The following is an 18,358-nucleotide window of genomic DNA, read 5'->3' as shown; positions in this document are numbered from 1 at the left end:
AGGCTTTGTCCGTCCGTTCTCAAGAGCGATTAACGCTCTGAAACGAAAATCCTAGCTTCGCGGCAAACTTGACCTGTGAGAGTTCGAGCCGTTGCCGAGTCTCACGAACTAACACTGCAATGTTTGGTTGTTCTATTGCAGCCATAAAACGTCAATTCCTTTAAGTGCTAGTAATGGTGGACTCTAACTGGTGGAGTATAACATCTGAGATAATAGCTGTAGAAATATACCATGTGGACTACCTCTCATGACCTCTACCCAAAGAAGCAGAAATTTTTGCAACGCAAAAATTTGTTGAGCACAAAAGTTCGTACCAATTTCCTTATTGAGAGCAATCGCGCTTTTTGACAAGGGTTGCTCGTTTTTATTAACTTTAATGCGACTTCTTAACTTCGGGTCTGGACTACAATGAAACGAAACAGACTTTGTGCAGTATATGCCAAGAGTAAAAAAGACGACGCAGCAGCCTTCAAGCGAACAGTTAGTTGTTGTAGACACTAGTAGTGAAGCTGAACTTCTCTCACCAGCTACACAAGTACCAGAAACTCAAGAGGCGAATGCTGAAAGTGTTCTTCAAACCGAGGAAATGCAGATTGCAACAGTTGAATCCGAGCTTGTTTTACATGAAGAATCTTCAGAGCCACTAACGGATGAAGAGCGCACCCTTCTTGACGACCTGGAGCAGCAAGTAGAAGAGTCATTTTACATAGCTGCAAAAGCACTGTGGGTAATCAACAAAAGAAGACTTTACCGAGAAACACATCAAACTTTTGAAGACTACTGCCGCGATCGCTTCCAATTTACACCACGTCACCTTTACTATCAGATCAAAGCTGCCGAAGTCATCGAAAATCTCCAACAATCTGAACGAGCCGTTCAGATTTTACCCTCCTCTGAGTACCAGGTACGCCCCCTCTCCCGCCTTAAGAAACCAGAGCAGCAGGTTGCAGCCTGGAAAAAGTCAGTAGAGAAAGCAGGAGGTCAAGCGCCTTCTCATGAGATAGTCAAACAAGCTGTTACCGAGCTATTTGCTGTAGCGCCGCCAAAGAAAGAAGAACTATCACCTCGGATTGTTCCGGGTGATATATGCCTGATTAAACGTAGTAGCGATGAGCGTCTAACAGGTCGTGTCGGTTATTGGGCTGTGGTGCAAGAAGTCACCAATTCTAGCTGTACGATACAACTCTACGACAGAACGGTAAGTGACGTGAGTGCCAATGCGCTCAGTCCTTTTGGATACACGACAAAAGACGCTGAAGCTATGCAGAAGCTTTGCAAGCGATTGAGAACTATTTACAATTCCCGGAATGACCTTGAGGAAGTGGCGATTATAACCCTCGAATACTTTGGAAAACTCAAACGCCCAACACTCAGTAGCCTAGAAAAGAAAATGCTTACTACCCTTGAAAGCGAAGCACTCAAAACAATTACCAAAAACTTAACGCGAGTCTGAAAGCCCCTGCTTTTTAGAATCCCCGTCTATGAACGAGCAGCGAGAGGTCAAAAAGCCTGTAGAACCAGAGGTATTGGTAAAGGCAATCGTGAATCTGCTCAAACACAACTAGCCATAGATTGAAACCTTCCCTAAGTAAGATTTAGTCGAGTCAGTCTAGTGCGGAAAATGAAATGAGTGCTTAAAAAGGCTTGACTACTTCCGATGATTACATGATGAATAGTTCATTCCCTGAAACAGATACTCAAGTTGATCGCATCCTGGTCGTTGATGATCTGCCTGATAACTACATTCTACTGCAAACAGTTTTGGAGAATGAAGGGTATCAGGTCGAAGTTGCCGATAGTGGTCAGGCAGCATTGGAGAAAATTGCATCTCATCCACCAGATTTGGTATTGCTCGATGTGATGATGCCGGAGATGAACGGGTTTGAAGTCACTCGTCGCATTCGACAAAATCCCGATCTGCCCTTTATTCCAATCCTTCTGGTGACAGGCTACACAGATCCCCTACCTGCCGATGGCTTTGATGCGGGAGCCGATGGTTTCATTCGTAAACCGATTGACTTTGATTATTTGCTGAACCGAATCCAGGCAATTCTAGAGCCTCAGGAGACAATCAACTCTTAAAGATTGTGAAAACATCTATATGTTTTTCTCAGCTACCGCAAGATGCTAGCGAGGCTGGCAACCACTTCAATCAAATCATCCGGGTTAACAGGTTTTGAGAGATGCCGTTGAAACCCTGCCGCCGTTGCTTCCTGCTGGTCTTCCTCTTTGGCAAAGGCTGTGAGGGCGAGCCTCTTATGGCTTCGCCACCCCTGGGAGCGAACGGAGGAGCTAAGTGTAATCATGCACACGGACTCCCGTTCGCTAACGCAGGTATACGGCTGCTGTTGCTCCAAAGCACCCAAGCTCTAAACTTCGCTTTGGTGCTATCTGGAAGGACTGCTAAATCGAATCGATGAACTGACAAGCAACAACACAGGCATATTTTGGCATATAAAGAGTAAGGTATTGCCCTGGTAAGAGCTATTTTGATTTTCGTGCCGACTTGGGGGGTGTTCGGTGTGCACCAAAATATTTTTCACTACGATAGCGCAACCACACCCGCAACACTTGCGGAATCTGCTGTTTTTGTTCCTTAGTTAGTGTGTTGTAAAGGGCTAACGCGCGCTCACGCTCACCCCGACAAGCAGCGTTGTTGTGAGCATCCCAATAGGTACGGGCGACTCGAATCCGCCGACAAACTTCCTTAACCAGTTCTTCTCCAGTCAGTGGAGGATCTTGCTTTGCCATACTCAAATACTATAGACTTGGTTGACTTGGAAAAGCACCTGGGCGCACAGCTAAGTTGAGATTTTGCCCATTGCGACGCAACTCCATGCGTACATCTCCCCCAACTTGGCTATTTTCCACTACCTTTTGGACAGAACCTGCGTCAGCCACTGCTTCCCCGTTGAGTTTTTGGATAACATCACCAGCACGTATCCCTGCTTTGGCTGCTGGTGAATTGGGCATAACTTTGACAACCAAGACGCCACGGTCTTCATCAACACTCAAACCGCTGTTGGGGTCGGAGTTGATGTTTTGTTTTAACTCAGGCGTTAATCCTACCATCTGAATTCCTAAATAAGGATGTTGTACTTTGCCTGTCGCTATCAGTTGACTGGAAATTCGTTGTGCTGTGTTGATAGGAATAGCAAAGCCCAATCCTTGTGCTCCTTGGATTATAGCTGTATTCATCCCAATGACCTCTCCTTGAGCATTAAGCAGAGGTCCGCCAGAGTTACCAGGATTGATCGCGGCGTCTGTTTGAAGATACTCCACTCGCTTATCGGCAGCACCAATTAGATTGCTGGCGCGTCCGGTAGCACTGATAATGCCAGTAGTGACAGTGTTATCTAAACCAAGCGGGTTGCCGATCGCGATCGCCGACTCTCCAGGTTGTAGCTTATCTGAGTTACCCAACTTTACTGTTGGCAGCTTATCTGCTTGAATTTTGACAACAGCCACATCTGTCAATTCATCTTTCCCCAGCACTTTACCTTGAAAAGTGCGCCCGTCCTTGAGTGTCACTTTCACCGTATCCGCGCCATTAACAACGTGCGCATTAGTGAGAATGCGACCATCAGCACTCATGATGAAGCCCGAACCAGTACCGCGTTCCACCCGCTTTTCTGGAATTGGCATTTGAGATCCAAAAAAACGACGGAAAAACGGGTCGTTAAATTCCTCCGGTAACTGAGTTTTGACTGTTCGGGCAGCATCAATCCGCACTACAGCTGGTCCAACTTGTTGTACAACCCCTATGACAAAGTTAGGATTAGTCGCAGCTGATATTGGCAGAGCAGCATTTACCGGACTCACCGCCAGGTTAGACGCGGTTTTAGACACCTGTTGATAATGAGAGGCTAGATAGCCGCCTGCAAAGGTCATTCCAGATCCTAGCAATACCAGCGATAAATGAAATGCTGGTTTTTTCCAAGAAGAACTGTTTAAGATTTTGTTGTATGTTTCTGGCTGGTTATCACCATCACGTGGTATTTTATACATAGTATTTCTATAAATCTCGATACATTTCCAATCTAAAGAGGCTTTGTGGCTGTGACACAGATATGACGGACTTGTGAAAACCCTGGCTGCGTAAGTCCTATATCTATAGATATCTATATCTATAGATATCTATAGAAGCTGTGTTTGTGTTGCTGGGGGAGATGCTTTCTAGAAAAACCCTTGAATAAAAAGTAGAAGCAATAGTAAGACATTCAAAGGAAAAGCCAGCAAACAGGCACAATAGAATTGGTGCCAACAGTCTAGACAACACTGAAATTATATCTATAGAAATTGTGTTTGTGTTGCTGGGCGAGACGCTTTCTGGAAAAACTCCTAAGGAACGCGGATTTAATAAAGTACAAAACCTCACCCCCAACTCCTCTGGGAACTTCGGAGAGGGGAGACTTTAACGACAGTTAAAGGCGGGGTGAGGTCAAAGGAGTGATTTGTATGTTATTTAATCCATGATCATAAATAAAAAGTCGAAGCAATAGTAAGACATCAAAGGAAAAGTCAGCAAACAGGCACAATAGAATTGGTGGCAACAGTCGAGACAACAGAGAAATTTGTAGAGGCGTAGGTAGGCAAAGATGGGGAAGCTAGCATTGCTGATAGGGGTGAGCGAGTATCAACCCGGATTAAATCCGCTACCATCTGCGGTTAAAGATGTTGAAGCAATGCGACGAGTACTGACACACCCAGAAATAGGAAATTTTGCTGAGGGAGATATCACAGCACTCAAAAATCCCCAACGTCAGGAAATGGAAGATGCTATTTACAATCTGTTTGCCCATCGCCAGAAAGAAGACTTGTTATTGTTTTATTTCTCTGGTCACGGCATTAAAGATGATAACGGCAGGCTTTACCTCTCAACTTCTACTACTCGTAAACAGAACGACAGGTTGTTCAAGCCTTCAGCAGTAGCAGCCAGTGTTCTGCACGAAAGTATGAATGAGAGCCGTTCCCAAAGACAGGTTATTATCTTGGACTGTTGCTTTAGTGGGGCGATCGCCCAAGGGTTAACGGTCAAAGACGATGGTACTGTAAATTTACAGGAACAGCTAGGCGGTAAAGGACGAGCAATCCTCACCTCTTCCACATCTACCCAGTACTCATTTGAACAAGAAGGTTCAGACCTCTCCATATACACCCGCTACTTAGTTGAAGGCATGGAAAAAGGTGCAGCAGATCGCGATGGGGATGGTTGGATTTCGATTGATGAGCTGCACGAGTACGCCAGTGACAAGGTAAAAGAAGCAGCACCAGCAATGACTCCCAAATTTTACCCAATTGAGGAAGGTCATAAAATTTTCCTGGCAAAATCACCAAAGGATGATCCTAAGGTGAAATATCGTAAGGAAGTAGAAACTCGTGCTAAGGAAGGTCACGAGTTTTCTATCTTCGCTCGTAGAATTTTAGACGGAAAGCAGAATGAGTGGGGATTAACTCCAGCAGAAGCAGCTGCAATTGAAGAAGAAGTCCTGCAACCTTATCGGGAGTATGAACGTAAGCGCGATGAGTATGAGCAAGCATTGATTGAGGCAATTGATCAAGATTATCCATTCAGCAAGACAACCCAAAAAGATTTAAAAGAATATCAGCAGTATCTGGAACTGCGGGATGAAGATATTGCCTCAATTGAACAACGGGTCATTACTCCAAAACAAGCAGAATATGAGCGCAACCGACAACAAGCACAGAGGTTACAGCAAGAGCAAGAAAGAACTCAGCAACAAAAGCAGCAAGCAGAATTACGAGAACTAGCTGAAACTCAGTCATCACAAGTTTCTCAGCCAAAATCTCCCTCTGTTATTCAAACTAATATTCCAACTAATATTCAAACTAATATTCAAACTCAGCAGTTTGAGTTCGAGTATGCCAGAATAACCGTAAAATCAGGATTTTTAGGTATAGGAAAAACAACCTGCAAAATCAACCGTCATGCAGGTCGAGCAGAATTTTTCATAGAAAACCTGGGCAATGATGCGTTGCTGGAGATGGTGGCAATTCCTGGCGGTCAGTTTTTGATGGGTTCTCCAGAGAATGAGCCAGAACGTTTTGATAATGAAAGCCCACAGCACAGCGTCACTATTCAGCCCTTCTACATGGGTAAGTTTCCAGTGACACAAGCTCAATGGAAAGCCGTTGCCGCTCTTCCTAAAGTCAAAATAGATTTAAATCCAAATCCATCCTCCTTTAAAGGGGCTAATCGACCTGTTGAGAAGGTGTCATGGGACGATGCAATTGAATTTTGCGATCGATTATCTAACAAAACTGGAAAGCCCTATCGTTTACCCAGTGAGGCAGAATGGGAATATGCTTGTCGAGCCGGAACGACTACCCCCTTTCACTTTGGCGAAACAATTACGACAGATTTAGCTAACTACAACGGTAAGTACACTTATGGTTCTGGACCAAAGGGTGAAGATCGTCAGCAAACAACAGAGGTAGGAAAATTTCCACCAAATGCTTTTGGTTTGTATGATATGCATGGTAATATATGGGAGTGGTGCCAAGATGCCTGGCATAATAGCTACGAAAAAGCGCCTGCTGATGGTACCGCTTGGATGAGTGAAAATGATAATAATTATCGTCTGCTGCGTGGGGGTTCGTGGTACACCTATCAGTGGGTCTGCCGATATGGGAACCGCAACGGGAGCGCGCGTGTCTACACATACGACCTCGCAGGTTTTCGGGTTGTGGTTGGGCGGCTCAGGACTCTTTAGCCCTTTACACTCTTTTCCTTTTGCACTTTGCGCTTTATTTTTTTCTTTTCACTTTCCGCGCGAAGCGCGCACGATAATTTTTTTTAGGCTTTTTTGGATGAGTTTAAATATATTAGTTTAATCATACAAAAAACTTAGGATTTAATCAAGAGGTCTGGCTGAATATATGTTAACTTTAACCATGGGGTAGGCAATTCCGACTGCTGCGGGGTGAGACCAGTGCTGCAGGAGGGTTTCCCTCCGTAGGCATCTGGCGTTCGCGCAGCGTCTCCGAAGGAGATACCCGGAGGGCGGTTCGTGGAACAACAATCCGAGGAACTGCCGCTCAGCGAACCGCAACAGGAACGCGCGTGACAACAGGAACAACAACGTGGGTTTTCGGGTTGTGGTTGCGCGGCTCAGCACTCTTCTGTGTCAGAACTGGTGGATGGGAATTCATCGGGCGTACCAAAGAAGAGTCCAGACCTAGTCCAGTGAGGTTGATAACAACTTCCGAAAATCAAACTGAGCCGGATAGCTTGGTAGATTGCAAAGTCGAACAGTTGTCCGGCTTATGATGTTAAAAGAAAAGGCGCTTCCTATTCGTCACTCAACTCAAAATTCACGCGCTCATAAATATCACTAAAGCTAATTTGAAAATCTAGAGAATTTAGGGCTAAAACGGCATCTTCCCCTTCAAGTTCTTTAAAAATCCATTCTCTTTCTGCTTTTTTCACATATTGTTCCACAGAGAAACTGTACTGGTCAATCATGATATATTCCTGAAATTCAGGAATTGAACGGTAATATTTAAACTTGTCTGTTTTGTCATAATTTTTGGTTGAATTAGATAAAACTTCAACAATTAACATTGGATTAGTAACAGTTGTCGTATTCGTTCCTTCGTATATCGGTTCACCTTTGACGACCATCACATCAGGATAAGTGTAGAGACGGTAACGAGGTATCCATACCTTTACATCAGTAAAATATATTTCATAAGCTTGTCCTTGTACTGTTAAAGGGAATTTTTTATAAAAATTTCCAGCAATTTTATTGTGGTTAGTTGTTCCCCCTGGCATTGGGATAATTTCTCCATCTCTATATTCACTTCTGTATTCGGTTCGCTCTTCTAATTCCAGATATTCTTCTGGCGTGTAATGGCGCTTTTCTGTTTGTAATACCATATCCAGTCTCTCAATTGAGAATAGCTCTAGAAATGTAGATATGCATTTTTATCATGTATTTAGGCTAATTGTAACCTACCCAAACAATTGAGCTAAAGCCTATACTGAATATCTTGCAGTATTCTCTATTAGACCCCACAACAGCCCAGAAATAAATTTCCGGGCTAATAGCTCAAGTCCATTTTAATGGACTGAAACCCTTTACTAGTCTTATGCGCGAAGACTTTAGCTATCAGCCGTTTTTAGCCTATGGCGGTTATTGAGACAGGTGCAAGATGTCAGTATAGCTACACAAAGGTAGACGCGTATCTTCTGTGGAGGAGCCTACGCTTAGCCTTAAATATTACTCAAGAAATTCAGGTCTTACCTTGTGGTTAGACTGTAACTGTTGTTCTAAAGCTGTCCAATTTTCCTGCTCAATCAAGCTAATCAATTCGTCGAGATTATGGCGATACTGCTGGAGTGAATTGAGCAATGCTTGCCGATTGTACTGCGCCATCATCACTCCTAACTCTGGATTCCCGCCACCAACACGACTTGTATCTCGAAAACCAGAACTAGCAAACTTTTGGGCTAATTCCAGCACATTTGAGTCAGTTTCACTCATACAAGCAGCAATCAATGAAGCACTTACCATCACGGGTAAATGGGAAATCCAACTGACTGCTCGATCATGCTCTTCTGGGGAACAATGGTAGAGAGTCGCCCCAAGTTCGCGCACTATTTTCTCTACCACTGTAACAGCAGCAGTTGGTGTTGTTTCTGTTGGTGTCAGCACGTAAGGTTTATTTTCAAATAAATTGGGGATAGCTGCTTCTATACCACTATCGGTTCTTCCCGCCATTGGGTGTCCACCGATAAAATTGTCCCAGAGGGGAGCGATCGCCTTAACAATCGGAGTTTTTACCGAACCTACATCAGTTATGACTGTGTTGGAAGGCAAATGAGCTATGAGCTGCTCAAATGTCGGAATAATCAACCCTATAGGTGTACAAATAAATACCACTTCTGCCTCTGTAAGCAGGCTGATGTCAACTGACGCCTGATCTACGCTACCTAGGGCTAATGCCTTGTGACAGGTTGATTCTCGACGGCTGACGCCCAAAACATGATGTCCTTGCGATCGCAAATCCAAACCCAAAGAGCCGCCTATCAGTCCAAGTCCTAAAATACCAATATTCATCTATCTGTGATTTTGAGATTCTATGTCATATCTTCCACCTCGCCGTCCCCAGACTGGAAGTTTATGGTTCTAAAGCGAATTTTGCCCCCTTCGGGTGCTTATTCCCAAATTGCCAAGCAAGCAATGCCCGCAACTGAAATAACCTCATAATATAGAAATTCGGCGTCGCTGTAGGGGGTTTGTACGTTCCTTTCTCAATAGCGACTAAAGTTTATTTCCCAGAGCTTATCAAAAATTTGGGTTTAAAACCTTGCCCTTTTAGGGCGACTTTATGTTAAAGGTGCTAACATAAGGAAAATGTTGGTTAGGTCGAAACCAGTGATAATTTACGAGTTCAAAGTCAAAGGGAAAGACTTGCAGTACAGAGCGATAGACGATGCTATCCGTACTAGTCAATTCATCCAAAACAAGTGTTTGCGTTACTGGATGGATAACAAAGGTACTAGTTTAAATAGATACGACTTAAATAAACATTGTGCTGTACTAGCTGCCGAGTTTCCCTTTGCGGATGAACTTAACTCAATGGCTCGACAATCTGCGGCTGAACGTGCTTGGAGTGCGATAGCTCGCTTCTACGACAACTGCAAAAAGAAGGTTAAGGGTAAAAAAGGATTCCCAAAATTTAAAAAACATTGCCGTTCTGTTGAATACAAAACTAGTGGCTGGAAGCTTTCAAATACCCGTAAAGCCATAACCTTCTCAGACAAAAAAGGTATTGGGACCCTCAAATTAAAGGGGACATACGACCTCAATTACTACGATGTCAAACAGATTAAGCGTGTCAGGTTAGTACGTCGTGCTGATGGGTACTACGCTCAATTTGCAATTGATGTTGACTTGAAGGTTGAGACTCAGCCAACAGGACAAGTAGTAGGTATTGACTTGGGATTGAAATATTTCATTGCTGATAATAAAGGCAATGTAGAACAGTCACCCCAGTTCTACCGTAAGTCTGAAAAACAGCTTATACGTGCTAACCGCAAGAAATCTAAGAAGTACGATAAGACGAGAAAAAAAGCCCACGAGCCGCAATCAACCAACTACCATAAAGCCAGAAATCGGTATGCCCGGAAGCATTTAAGAGTAAGTAGGCAACGAAAAGAGTATTGCAAGAGATTGGCATACTCCGTCATCCAATCTAACGATTTGGTAGCCTATGAAGACTTGAATGTCAAGGGCTTGGTACGTAATCGACATCTGGCTAAGTCAATATCTGATGCTGGCTGGTCAACTTTTCGGTCATGGTTAGAATATTTTGGTCACAAGTATGGGAAGGTTACAGTTGCCGTGCCTCCCCATAACACAAGCCAGAATTGTTCTAGCTGTGGCGAGAAGGTGAAGAAATCTCTATCGACTAGGACTCATGTCTGTCCACATTGTGGATTTGTGGAGGATAGAGACGTGAATGCAAGCATCAATATCCTGAGGCTGGGACTCAGTACCGTGGGGCACACGGGAACTTACGCTTGGGGAGATTTGCCCTCTTGGGCGATTGGGGTAACCCTGTCGTCTAATGGCGAGTCAAGGAACCAAGAATCTCCTACCCTTTAGGGCGGAGAGTGTCAAATAGCTATTCTTTCATTTAAAGATGCAGGAACTACCCAGAGAAATATTTCTGTTGTAGTGAACTTCCAGCCAAAGACATTTCTAACCTCGGTTTCAAAGTTCCTCAATAGGTAGAGTTATTAAATAATCTTTAAGAAAAAGCAATAAGTAACGCTACTATGATAAAAGAAACGATTTTTTTTTGCAAATAGCAGACACAGACTTTTTCCAAGCCCACATACAAACAATTTTAACTAATTATAGTACTCCAAATTTAATTTGGCATGAGCACCCTAACGAAAGGAAAACGATTTAATAGAAAGGATACTACTAATATCTATAATGATAATTTGACTGAAATAGTAAAATCAATGACTTCATCGTTGAGTAGGATTGTTGATTTTGTGAAAGGATTCCATTATATAAGTCATTAGTTAGTAGTTAGTAAGCTACAACTAATAACCAACAACCTTCAAAAGGAGGAAAAAGATGCGTGATACCTTTAATAAAATGATGGGTCGGACTCGGTATGTGGTCTGTCGCATTATGCTGCATTTAAGTGGATCTGAGGTAGCACCAATTCTGGGAGTTTTAAATCGTGCTGCAAGGGAAGCCATAGATACCGAAGGTGATATAGAAGTTTTGGGAGAAGGATTGGTAGAAATTTGCCAAACCTTATTGCAGTACGATGAATATTGGCTTTCTGCTGCTAATGAAGGCGACGTATTTTGGACTGAGGGGGAAGCAGGAGACTACGTGAATGAATTATTTACTGACTCCGCCCAACGTTACCTCAGTGAACCAGATTTTGGTTCTGACTCTGGATACGATGAACCTTTATCTATTCCTGTCACGCGTAATGTCGTCGTGATGATTACAGTCGCTTTTGAGGGAGAAGTCCCAGATTTGGAAGCTGATCTAGCTAATATTACTGCACTCAAAGAAGGCTTGAAAGCTCTAATAAACTTACATTACAAGCATAAACTACGAGCAATTCAAGTGCATTTTTCACCAGCTCGGTTGGGCGACGAACTCACCAACGACCAGCTATTACAATATTACCCGGAATTAATTCCTTTGTAGTTGGTTGGGTCGTCCACACTTACCATCCAATTGAGAAATTGTTAAGCTCGGAGATAGGATGATAGTCAAATGTTCATGACAATCGTGCGTAAATTCACAGCAATTTTTTTAGCTTTTAGTTTGTCTTTGACAACTGTCGCCTGTGGTGGCGGGGCATCAAACCAAACGACACCTCAAGCTAGCAACACCAATCAAACTACTGCTACCGCCAACGCTAGCACTAAGCTAGCTGATGGTCAGTATCCGGTGCAGCAAGCAACTTTTAACGATGCTGATGGGGAGTACACGGTGTTTTTACTCAACGCTAACCCCCCAACTTTGAGAACCCAAAGTTTACAAATGGCGCGGCTGACCGATGATGAAATCAAGCAAGGTAAGAAAACTTACCTAAAGGTAGAGAATGGACAGCCAGCTTTATACCTAACAGAAGACTTCAAAATTGAGTACGTCCACAACGTTACTGAGAATAGAACCAACCCGCAAACGGGACAACAGGAAACAGTTGTAGTCCGTCAACAAAATAGCTTCTGGGCACCCTTTGCCGGATCTGTTGCTGGATCTTTGGCAGGTCAGGCGATTGGTAGTATGTTGTTTAGACCCCAATATTATGTGCCGCCTGCATATCAGCCTGGTGGAGTGCTAACTGGCTACGGTGGCTATGGTCGCAGCTATGGAGATGCGGTTCAAAGTTATCGCACACGCTATAATGCGCCGCCTGCAGTAGAGAGAAACCGCACTGCTTTCCGCAGTACAGGGACAATTAGAAGGTCATATCCTGGTGGTTCTTCCACTGTACGGCGCACTGTCCCAAATACCAATACGGGCAGCCGCGCTACTGGTTCCGGTTTTGGCGGTAGTACCCTAAGACCTTCTGGTAGCAGCACCACCAGACGCAGTCCTGGCGGTAGCAGTTTTGGTAGTGGCGGTCGTTCTCGAACCCCGCGCTCAACTGGTTTTGGTAGACGTAGATAATTGTAGAGACGCGCCATGGCGCGTCTTTTAGATAATTGTAAAGACGCGCCATTATGGCGCGTCTTTACATAATTTATGCTATGGCAACAGCTGGGTTCTGCCAACGTCCAACAGCTTTGCCAACGACTGCAAGTTCTTGCATCAAGCGGTCGAAACGTTCTGGAGTTAGAGATTGTGGACCATCAGATAAGGCTTTTGCCGGGTTGGGATGAACCTCAATCATCAAAGAGTCACATCCCGCGGCGATCGCCCCTAGAGACATGGAAGGTACATGTGTAGCCCAGCCTGTGCCGTGGCTGGGATCAACCATAATTGGTAGGTGAGTCAGGCTTCGCAACACTGGCACTGCTGATAAATCTAGCGTATTCCGGGTGTACTGGTGGTCAAAGGTGCGAATTCCCCGTTCACACAAAATCACATTTGGATTTCCTGCTGCCAGAATATACTCAGCAGCCATCAACCACTCTTCAATGGTTGCAGCCATTCCTCGCTTCAGAAGAACTGGTTTTGACTGCGCTCCTACTTTCTTCAATAGGGAGAAATTCTGCATATTCCTTGCGCCTACCTGGACGACATCCGCTGCTTGGGCGATTTTCTCCAGGTCTGCACTATCCATGACTTCTGTGATAATGCCCAACCCGGTTTCTTCGCGCGCCTTTACTAACAAATCCAAAGCACTCTCGCCGTGTCCTTGGAAGGCGTAAGGCGAAGTCCGGGGTTTGTATGCGCCACCTCGTAAAAACTGTGCCCCAGACGCTTTGACTCGCCGCGCTGTCTCTACTATCATTTCCTCATTTTCTACTGAGCACGGACCAGCAACGACAACCACAGGGTGATGTTCACCAAAAAAAACTGGTCCATTGGGAGTGTTCACCACTACCTCAGAAGCTTCCCCGTGACGAAACTGGCGGCTAGCTCTTTTGAAAGGCTTTTCTACCCGCAACACCTGTTCGATCCAGGGGCTAATTTCCTGGATTTGCAAAGGGTCTAAGTCAACGGTGTCGCCAACCAGACCAATCACTACCTTGTGCTGACCAACAATTTTTTCTGGTGTCAGCCCCCAAGTGCTGAGTTCCTTGCTCAGACGGTCTATTTCCGCCTCAGGGGAACCAATTTTCATGACTACAATCATGTTAAAGTTCCTGCTTAGTTGAGTTGTATCTTAGAATATATTGCTAGTTATATTCCGTAATTAGACCTTTGACTAAGTCTTTCTTAATGAAATAAAACCAAATAAATAAAACCACAGATAAAGTTTAGTGTTCATCTGTGGTTCAAAATCATTAAGACAAGATGATTGGAAAAAGTCCACCAGCAAAGAAAAATCAATTATTCAATAATAGCGCTTTGCAGTTTCGTGACTGAATCTTGCAGCTAAACAAAGCATAAATTTTGAATTAGTAATGTTGAAGTTACAAAATTTAAACTTCAGCATTACTAATTCAAATCTACCCAACACCGCAGTTATTTAGTCTCTCAACGCTGCTCACGCCCTTAGGTGAACTCAAAATTATTAATTCAAAATTAAAAATGATTTTTAAACTTTGAATTTTGAGAGAAGTCTGATCCGAGGAAACTTCGGAGGAGCTTCGCTAACAGAACTTCGGTGCTTTTGAATCTTTGAGCAGCGACTGGGGGCTTGTATTCTTTTTTTGAATTTTCATAGCACCTAGCGCCTAGGGCGTTAGTGCGTGCCCCAGGGAAGGTGCCATACTTTAGAATGCCCAAAATTATGCGCAAATGTGGCTTACTATACATTTTTTTGGCGAGTTTCACGCCAAACTGCCACCATTCGCCCCAAATTGGTCCTAAACTCATTCCAGCCGAGCAGACTCCCGACTCTGTCTTCATCCCACGAGGCTGAGAGAACACCATAAGTTATCCCCAACACCCCCAAACCAAAAAATCCCATGTTCACCAGTAACACGGCGATGGGAGGTAGTTTGATGCCAGCGTAGATTAACAGCAGATAGCTGACAATGAGGGTACTGATACCCAAAGCTGTTGGTATACCAGAGAAGCCAGCCACTCGGCGAATCATCCGCTGGCTGACTCCCTGGGGGATTGCTATTTCTTCTTTGGTGAAAGGTGGCTTCTTCTGATCCTGTTTCCCAGATTCCTGCTTGGTTTCTGGTTGTGTGTTTTTTGCTTTTGCTGGTTTTTGGCGCTTTTTATTTGGTTCAAAAGGCAAGCGACTGCGTTCAGATTCGGCAGACATAAGCAGTATTCTCTATCCACGAATACCGAGACGACCAATCAAAGCTTGATAACGTTCCCGGCTACCCTCCTGAATATAAGATAAAAGACGCTTGCGTTGACCAATCAGCTTCAACAATCCCCGCCGCGAAGAATGGTCTTTCTTGTTTGTCTGGAGATGTTGGCTAAGACGGTTAATGCGCTCCGTCAGCATAGCCACTTGGACTTCAGCGGAGCCAGTATCGGTTTCGTGAACTTGGTACTGTGTGATTAACTCTTGTTTGCGCTGTTGCGTTAAAGTCATGACCCAATCAATTAATTTCTAATTTCTGCAGCAGTTTTCCATAATATCATAGCCATCATCTTTAGGGTGTGGGGTATTAGGAGGATGAGGGAGATAAGGAAAATGAGGAGAATTTTCTTTGCGTTCCCGCATCGATGTATCGCCGGGAAAGCCCTTCGGGTATGCCAGTGGGTACGGCCACGGCTGAGTGCTTCGCACACGCCAAGGGCGAACGCCGAACGGCACGCCTGACGGCGTTAGCGCAGCTCCTCCGTTAGGAGGCACGCCAGTCGCCGTGAGAGCGGGAAAGCCGTCATTCGCGCTGGACTCACCGTCATTCGCGCTGTCTCAGCGTGTCTCCCTGTCCCCGTATTCTCCTAGACTTTTCGCAAAATATAGTGTTCAGTTTTACAAAGCATATTGAATCCTAGCATCTACCTTAAGCTTGAGTTATGGTAGTGGGTGCGGCTAATTGTTGTTCAGTTGGTTCTAATTTTTACAGTCAATTCTTTAGAGAAGCGCGAGGTCCGCACGCTGTTATGAGAATTTTAGTCATTGAAGATGATGAGCTAATACTCAACCCGCTTGTCGAATTGCTGACAACCCAGCACTACGCTGTTGATGTTGCTAGTGATGGTGAAGTTGGTTGGGAGTTAGCAGAAGCTTTAGTCTATGACCTAATAGTACTAGATGTAACGCTACCCAAACTAGATGGACTCAGCCTTTGTCGGCGAGTGCGATCGCAGGGGATACAATCACCGATTATCCTGTTGACCGCTCAGGATAGCAGTACAAACAAAGTCGTTGGTTTAGATGCTGGAGCCGACGACTATGTGACCAAACCTTTTGATTTCCAAGAGTTACTAGCACGTATCCGCGCTTTACTGCGACGGGGAAGTTCAGCCTTATCTCCACTGCTAGAGTGGGAGAATTTGCGGCTGGATCCTAGTGTTTGTGAAGTGACCTATGATGGTAACCTACTACATTTGACTCGGAAAGAGTACGGTTTGCTAGAGCTTTTCCTTCGCAATTCCCACCGCATATTTAGCTGTAGCGCAATCATAGACCACCTCTGGTCTTTTGAAGAAACTCCAGGAGAAGATACTGTGAGAACGCACCTCAAGGGGTTGCGGATGAAACTTAGAAAAGCGGGACTTGCCAAAGATCCGATTGAAACCGTGTACGGTATTGGCTACCGCCTGAGAGGAGCAGAGGAGCAGAGAAGCAGAGAGAAGTCCGAGCGGAGGCTTCCTCCGCTCGGAACTTCGGAGGGAGCAGAGGAGCAGAGGAGCAGAGAAGCAAAGGAAGCAGGAAAGGACACGAGGACACGCAGACAAGCAGACGCGGTGAAAGGAGAAAAACTTTCCACGTCTGGTCCATCTCCATCCCCCTCATCCCCCTCATCCCCCTCATCTACCTCATCCCCCTCATCTACCTCATCATCCCTCACACCTGAGGAGATAAAACAGCAGACTCAGAGAATAACTGCTAGCGTTTGGGAGCAAACCAAAGACAAGTTGAGCGACCGAGTTACGGTCATTGAACAGGCTACGACAGCATTGCTTCGAGATGCACTCTTAAATGAACTGCTCTCAAAAGCACATGCAGAAGCTCACAAGCTAGCGGGTTCCCTAGGTTTATTTGGCTTTGACTATGGTTCGTCTTTGGCTCGACAAATAGAAGAGTTGCTCGAAGCTCAAGAGCCATTGGTTCAACAGCAAAAACTGCACTTGTCAGAACTGGTTGTGGCGCTACGCCGGGAGTTGCAAGTTGCAACTGCAAACTCTACCCCTGAACAATCATCAGCTGATGAGCGTCCGTTTATGTTGGTAGTTAGCCAGGATAAGTCACTGGTCGAGGAGTTGGTCAAGTCAGCTGTCAATAGAGAAATGCGCTCCCAAATAGTCATAAATCCAGCACTAGCCAGGGAGGAGCTAACTAATAATCGCCCGGATGCGGTGGTTCTTGACCTTTGTGGTAACACCACTGAGGATGGTTTGAGGTTGTTAGCAGAACTCAACTGTTGTACACCTCCAGTACCAGTATTAGTGATCACAAATCAAGATAATTTGCTTGACCGAGTACAAATAGCCCGTCTGGGTGGACAGGGTTGTTTACAAAAACCAGTAGCTTCAGCCCTGGTACTGGAGACAGTCACAAATCTGCTACAGCGATCGCGTAAGGCTGCAGCTAAAGTCCTGATTGTGGACGACGATCCGCTTATACTATCGGCTGTATCTTCTTTGTTACAGCCTTGGGGTCTTAAAGTTTCTACTTTGGAAAATCCCTTGAACTTTTGGGAAACCTTGGAAGCAACAACACCAGATTTGCTGGTTTTAGATGTAGATATGCCTCAAATGACCGGGATTGAACTGTGCCAAGTTGTGCGTAACGATCCCCGCCATTGCGGCTTACCAGTACTATTTCTAACTGCACGCACTGATGCGGATACGATGCGACGCGTGTTTGCTGCTGGCGCGGATGATTATGTTAGCAAGCCCATTGTCGGTCCAGAACTGGTGACTCGCATCCTTAATCGCTTGGACCGAACACGTATGCTGCGGACTATGTCTGAAATCGATGCTTTGACTGGAGTGGCTAATCGTCGCCAGTCAACCCAGGAACTCAACCAGTTACTGAGTCTAGCCCATCGCCACAATCAGCCTTTGTGCTTTGCTGTTCTAAAAATCGATCACCTTCAGCAAATTAACCAACAGTACGGTCATGCTGTGGGCGATGAAGTATTGTCTAGATTTGGAAGACTGTTACGACGACATTTTCAAAGTGAAATTCTTTGCCGATGGGGCGGTGCTGAGTTTGTTGTGGCAATGTATGGAATGACACAAAAATACGGAAGACAATGGATAGAGGAAATATTTGTAAATTCAAGCAAAGACAAGTTTCTCACTCCTGACGAAAAAGATTTTTCCGTATCATTTAGTGCGGGGATTTCTAGTTATTTACACGATGGCACAGACTTGGACACACTGTATCAAACAGCATTGGCAAGATGTGATCGTGTGTTATCACAGAGAAATCTGAGCAGTAGAACTTCCCGTTCCCAATCGCAACTGCGTACAAAATAACCCTACCTAATACGTAGCTGCTTAGAAATTTAATCGGGCAGAGTGGAGAAAAATTCAAAATAAAAAGAATTTTGAATTGTCAAAGCCTGTCTTCCAATCCCAAAAATCAT

Annotated in this window: 18 protein-coding genes; 8 read left to right on the top strand and 10 right to left on the bottom strand. The window is 44.7% G+C overall.

Going from position 1 to position 18,358, the window contains the following annotated elements; translation table 11 throughout:
* Window positions 1-19: 19 nt before the first annotated feature.
* Window positions 20-145: a hypothetical protein gene (locus ACM0OZ_RS10600; RefSeq protein ID WP_414582766.1), complete on the bottom strand. Its 126-nt coding sequence runs from the start codon at window positions 143-145 to the stop codon at window positions 20-22.
* Between the two features lie 291 nt (window positions 146-436).
* Between ACM0OZ_RS10600 and ACM0OZ_RS10595 the strand changes: the two genes are divergently transcribed.
* Both ACM0OZ_RS10595 and ACM0OZ_RS10590 read left to right on the top strand, forming a co-directional pair.
* Window positions 437-1,453, top strand: a complete 1,017-nt coding sequence (locus ACM0OZ_RS10595) for a hypothetical protein (protein WP_414582764.1) — start codon at window positions 437-439, stop codon at window positions 1,451-1,453.
* 191 nt (window positions 1,454-1,644) lie between these two features.
* The gene (locus ACM0OZ_RS10590; RefSeq protein WP_414582762.1) at window positions 1,645-2,082 is read left to right on the top strand and encodes a response regulator; all 438 of its coding nucleotides are present in this window, start codon (window positions 1,645-1,647) and stop codon (window positions 2,080-2,082) included.
* Window positions 2,083-2,114: 32 nt separating this feature from the next.
* On the opposite strand, the gene ACM0OZ_RS10585 is transcribed toward ACM0OZ_RS10590, so the two are convergent.
* The 3 genes from ACM0OZ_RS10585 to ACM0OZ_RS10575 form a co-directional block, all read right to left on the bottom strand.
* Window positions 2,115-2,306 (bottom strand): hypothetical protein, encoded by a 192-nt coding sequence (locus ACM0OZ_RS10585; protein WP_414582760.1) that lies wholly within the window; start codon window positions 2,304-2,306, stop codon window positions 2,115-2,117.
* Window positions 2,307-2,484: 178 nt separating this feature from the next.
* Entirely contained in the window at window positions 2,485-2,751 is a 267-nt protein-coding gene (locus ACM0OZ_RS10580; protein WP_414582758.1) for a Precorrin-3B methylase, read from the bottom strand.
* Between the two features lie 9 nt (window positions 2,752-2,760).
* The gene (locus ACM0OZ_RS10575) at window positions 2,761-4,008 is read right to left on the bottom strand and encodes an HhoA/HhoB/HtrA family serine endopeptidase (protein WP_414582757.1); all 1,248 of its coding nucleotides are present in this window, start codon (window positions 4,006-4,008) and stop codon (window positions 2,761-2,763) included.
* A gap of 590 nt (window positions 4,009-4,598) precedes the next feature.
* On the opposite strand from ACM0OZ_RS10575, the gene ACM0OZ_RS10570 reads away from it, so the two are divergent.
* Both ACM0OZ_RS10570 and ACM0OZ_RS10565 read left to right on the top strand, forming a co-directional pair.
* A complete protein-coding gene (locus ACM0OZ_RS10570) occupies window positions 4,599-6,734 on the top strand; it encodes a caspase, EACC1-associated type (protein WP_414582755.1) in 2,136 nt (711 codons plus the stop codon).
* Window positions 6,735-7,084: 350 nt separating this feature from the next.
* Window positions 7,085-7,291, top strand: a complete 207-nt coding sequence (locus tag ACM0OZ_RS10565; RefSeq protein ID WP_414582754.1) for a hypothetical protein — start codon at window positions 7,085-7,087, stop codon at window positions 7,289-7,291.
* A 21-nt stretch (window positions 7,292-7,312) separates the two neighbouring features.
* Here ACM0OZ_RS10565 and ACM0OZ_RS10560 read toward each other — a convergent pair whose 3' ends face one another.
* Both ACM0OZ_RS10560 and ACM0OZ_RS10555 read right to left on the bottom strand, forming a co-directional pair.
* Window positions 7,313-7,900: a Uma2 family endonuclease gene (locus ACM0OZ_RS10560; protein WP_414582752.1), complete on the bottom strand. Its 588-nt coding sequence runs from the start codon at window positions 7,898-7,900 to the stop codon at window positions 7,313-7,315.
* Window positions 7,901-8,243: 343 nt separating this feature from the next.
* On the bottom strand, window positions 8,244-9,083 hold the full coding sequence (locus ACM0OZ_RS10555; RefSeq protein ID WP_414582750.1) for a prephenate/arogenate dehydrogenase: 840 nt from the start codon (window positions 9,081-9,083) through the stop codon (window positions 8,244-8,246).
* A gap of 318 nt (window positions 9,084-9,401) precedes the next feature.
* Here ACM0OZ_RS10555 and ACM0OZ_RS10550 point away from each other — a divergent pair, with 318 nt between their 5' ends.
* The 3 genes from ACM0OZ_RS10550 (at window position 9,402) to ACM0OZ_RS10540 (ending at window position 12,683) form a co-directional block, all read left to right on the top strand.
* A complete protein-coding gene (locus ACM0OZ_RS10550; protein ID WP_414582748.1) occupies window positions 9,402-10,634 on the top strand; it encodes an RNA-guided endonuclease InsQ/TnpB family protein in 1,233 nt (410 codons plus the stop codon).
* Between the two features lie 483 nt (window positions 10,635-11,117).
* A complete protein-coding gene (locus ACM0OZ_RS10545) occupies window positions 11,118-11,711 on the top strand; it encodes a DUF1517 domain-containing protein (protein ID WP_073634501.1) in 594 nt (197 codons plus the stop codon).
* Window positions 11,712-11,780: 69 nt separating this feature from the next.
* Window positions 11,781-12,683 (top strand): hypothetical protein, encoded by a 903-nt coding sequence (locus ACM0OZ_RS10540; RefSeq protein WP_414582747.1) that lies wholly within the window; start codon window positions 11,781-11,783, stop codon window positions 12,681-12,683.
* Window positions 12,684-12,756: 73 nt separating this feature from the next.
* Here ACM0OZ_RS10540 and aroF read toward each other — a convergent pair whose 3' ends face one another.
* The 4 genes from aroF to ACM0OZ_RS10520 all read right to left on the bottom strand — a co-directional run bounded on the left by aroF (window position 12,757) and on the right by ACM0OZ_RS10520 (window position 15,447).
* A complete protein-coding gene (aroF, locus tag ACM0OZ_RS10535; RefSeq protein WP_414582746.1) occupies window positions 12,757-13,815 on the bottom strand; it encodes a 3-deoxy-7-phosphoheptulonate synthase in 1,059 nt (352 codons plus the stop codon).
* Between the two features lie 618 nt (window positions 13,816-14,433).
* Complete coding sequence (locus ACM0OZ_RS10530; protein ID WP_414582745.1) at window positions 14,434-14,901, bottom strand: PAM68 family protein; 468 nt, start codon at window positions 14,899-14,901, stop codon at window positions 14,434-14,436.
* Between the two features lie 12 nt (window positions 14,902-14,913).
* Complete coding sequence (rpsO, locus tag ACM0OZ_RS10525) at window positions 14,914-15,183, bottom strand: 30S ribosomal protein S15 (protein WP_041032248.1); 270 nt, start codon at window positions 15,181-15,183, stop codon at window positions 14,914-14,916.
* 18 nt (window positions 15,184-15,201) lie between these two features.
* Window positions 15,202-15,447: a hypothetical protein gene (locus tag ACM0OZ_RS10520; protein ID WP_414582744.1), complete on the bottom strand. Its 246-nt coding sequence runs from the start codon at window positions 15,445-15,447 to the stop codon at window positions 15,202-15,204.
* Between the two features lie 254 nt (window positions 15,448-15,701).
* Here ACM0OZ_RS10520 and ACM0OZ_RS10515 point away from each other — a divergent pair, with 254 nt between their 5' ends.
* On the top strand, window positions 15,702-18,248 hold the full coding sequence (locus ACM0OZ_RS10515; protein WP_414582743.1) for a response regulator: 2,547 nt from the start codon (window positions 15,702-15,704) through the stop codon (window positions 18,246-18,248).
* Window positions 18,249-18,358: the final 110 nt, after the last annotated feature.

This window comes from Scytonema sp. PCC 10023, assembly GCF_963920835.1.
Lineage (GTDB): Bacteria > Cyanobacteriota > Cyanobacteriia > Cyanobacteriales > Nostocaceae > Kalymmatonema.
Note: the sequence above shows the minus strand (reverse complement) of the source record. Positions and strands in the feature narration are given on the sequence as shown.

What these genes read in the sequence shown, in the direction of transcription:
- ACM0OZ_RS10600 (WP_414582766.1), bottom strand. Translation starts at nt 145, where the DNA reads ATGGCTGCAATAGAACAACCAAACATTGCAGTGTTAGTTCGTGAGACT.
- ACM0OZ_RS10595 (WP_414582764.1), top strand. Translation starts at nt 437, where the DNA reads ATGCCAAGAGTAAAAAAGACGACGCAGCAGCCTTCAAGCGAACAGTTA.
- ACM0OZ_RS10585 (WP_414582760.1), bottom strand. Translation starts at nt 2,306, where the DNA reads ATGATTACACTTAGCTCCTCCGTTCGCTCCCAGGGGTGGCGAAGCCAT.
- ACM0OZ_RS10580 (WP_414582758.1), bottom strand. Translation starts at nt 2,751, where the DNA reads ATGGCAAAGCAAGATCCTCCACTGACTGGAGAAGAACTGGTTAAGGAA.
- ACM0OZ_RS10575 (WP_414582757.1), bottom strand. Translation starts at nt 4,008, where the DNA reads ATGTATAAAATACCACGTGATGGTGATAACCAGCCAGAAACATACAAC.
- ACM0OZ_RS10570 (WP_414582755.1), top strand. Translation starts at nt 4,599, where the DNA reads ATGGGGAAGCTAGCATTGCTGATAGGGGTGAGCGAGTATCAACCCGGA.
- ACM0OZ_RS10560 (WP_414582752.1), bottom strand. Translation starts at nt 7,900, where the DNA reads ATGGTATTACAAACAGAAAAGCGCCATTACACGCCAGAAGAATATCTG.
- ACM0OZ_RS10555 (WP_414582750.1), bottom strand. Translation starts at nt 9,083, where the DNA reads ATGAATATTGGTATTTTAGGACTTGGACTGATAGGCGGCTCTTTGGGT.
- ACM0OZ_RS10545 (WP_073634501.1), top strand. Translation starts at nt 11,118, where the DNA reads ATGCGTGATACCTTTAATAAAATGATGGGTCGGACTCGGTATGTGGTC.
- ACM0OZ_RS10540 (WP_414582747.1), top strand. Translation starts at nt 11,781, where the DNA reads ATGTTCATGACAATCGTGCGTAAATTCACAGCAATTTTTTTAGCTTTT.
- aroF (WP_414582746.1), bottom strand. Translation starts at nt 13,815, where the DNA reads ATGATTGTAGTCATGAAAATTGGTTCCCCTGAGGCGGAAATAGACCGT.
- ACM0OZ_RS10530 (WP_414582745.1), bottom strand. Translation starts at nt 14,901, where the DNA reads ATGTCTGCCGAATCTGAACGCAGTCGCTTGCCTTTTGAACCAAATAAA.
- rpsO (WP_041032248.1), bottom strand. Translation starts at nt 15,183, where the DNA reads ATGACTTTAACGCAACAGCGCAAACAAGAGTTAATCACACAGTACCAA.
- ACM0OZ_RS10515 (WP_414582743.1), top strand. Translation starts at nt 15,702, where the DNA reads ATGAGAATTTTAGTCATTGAAGATGATGAGCTAATACTCAACCCGCTT.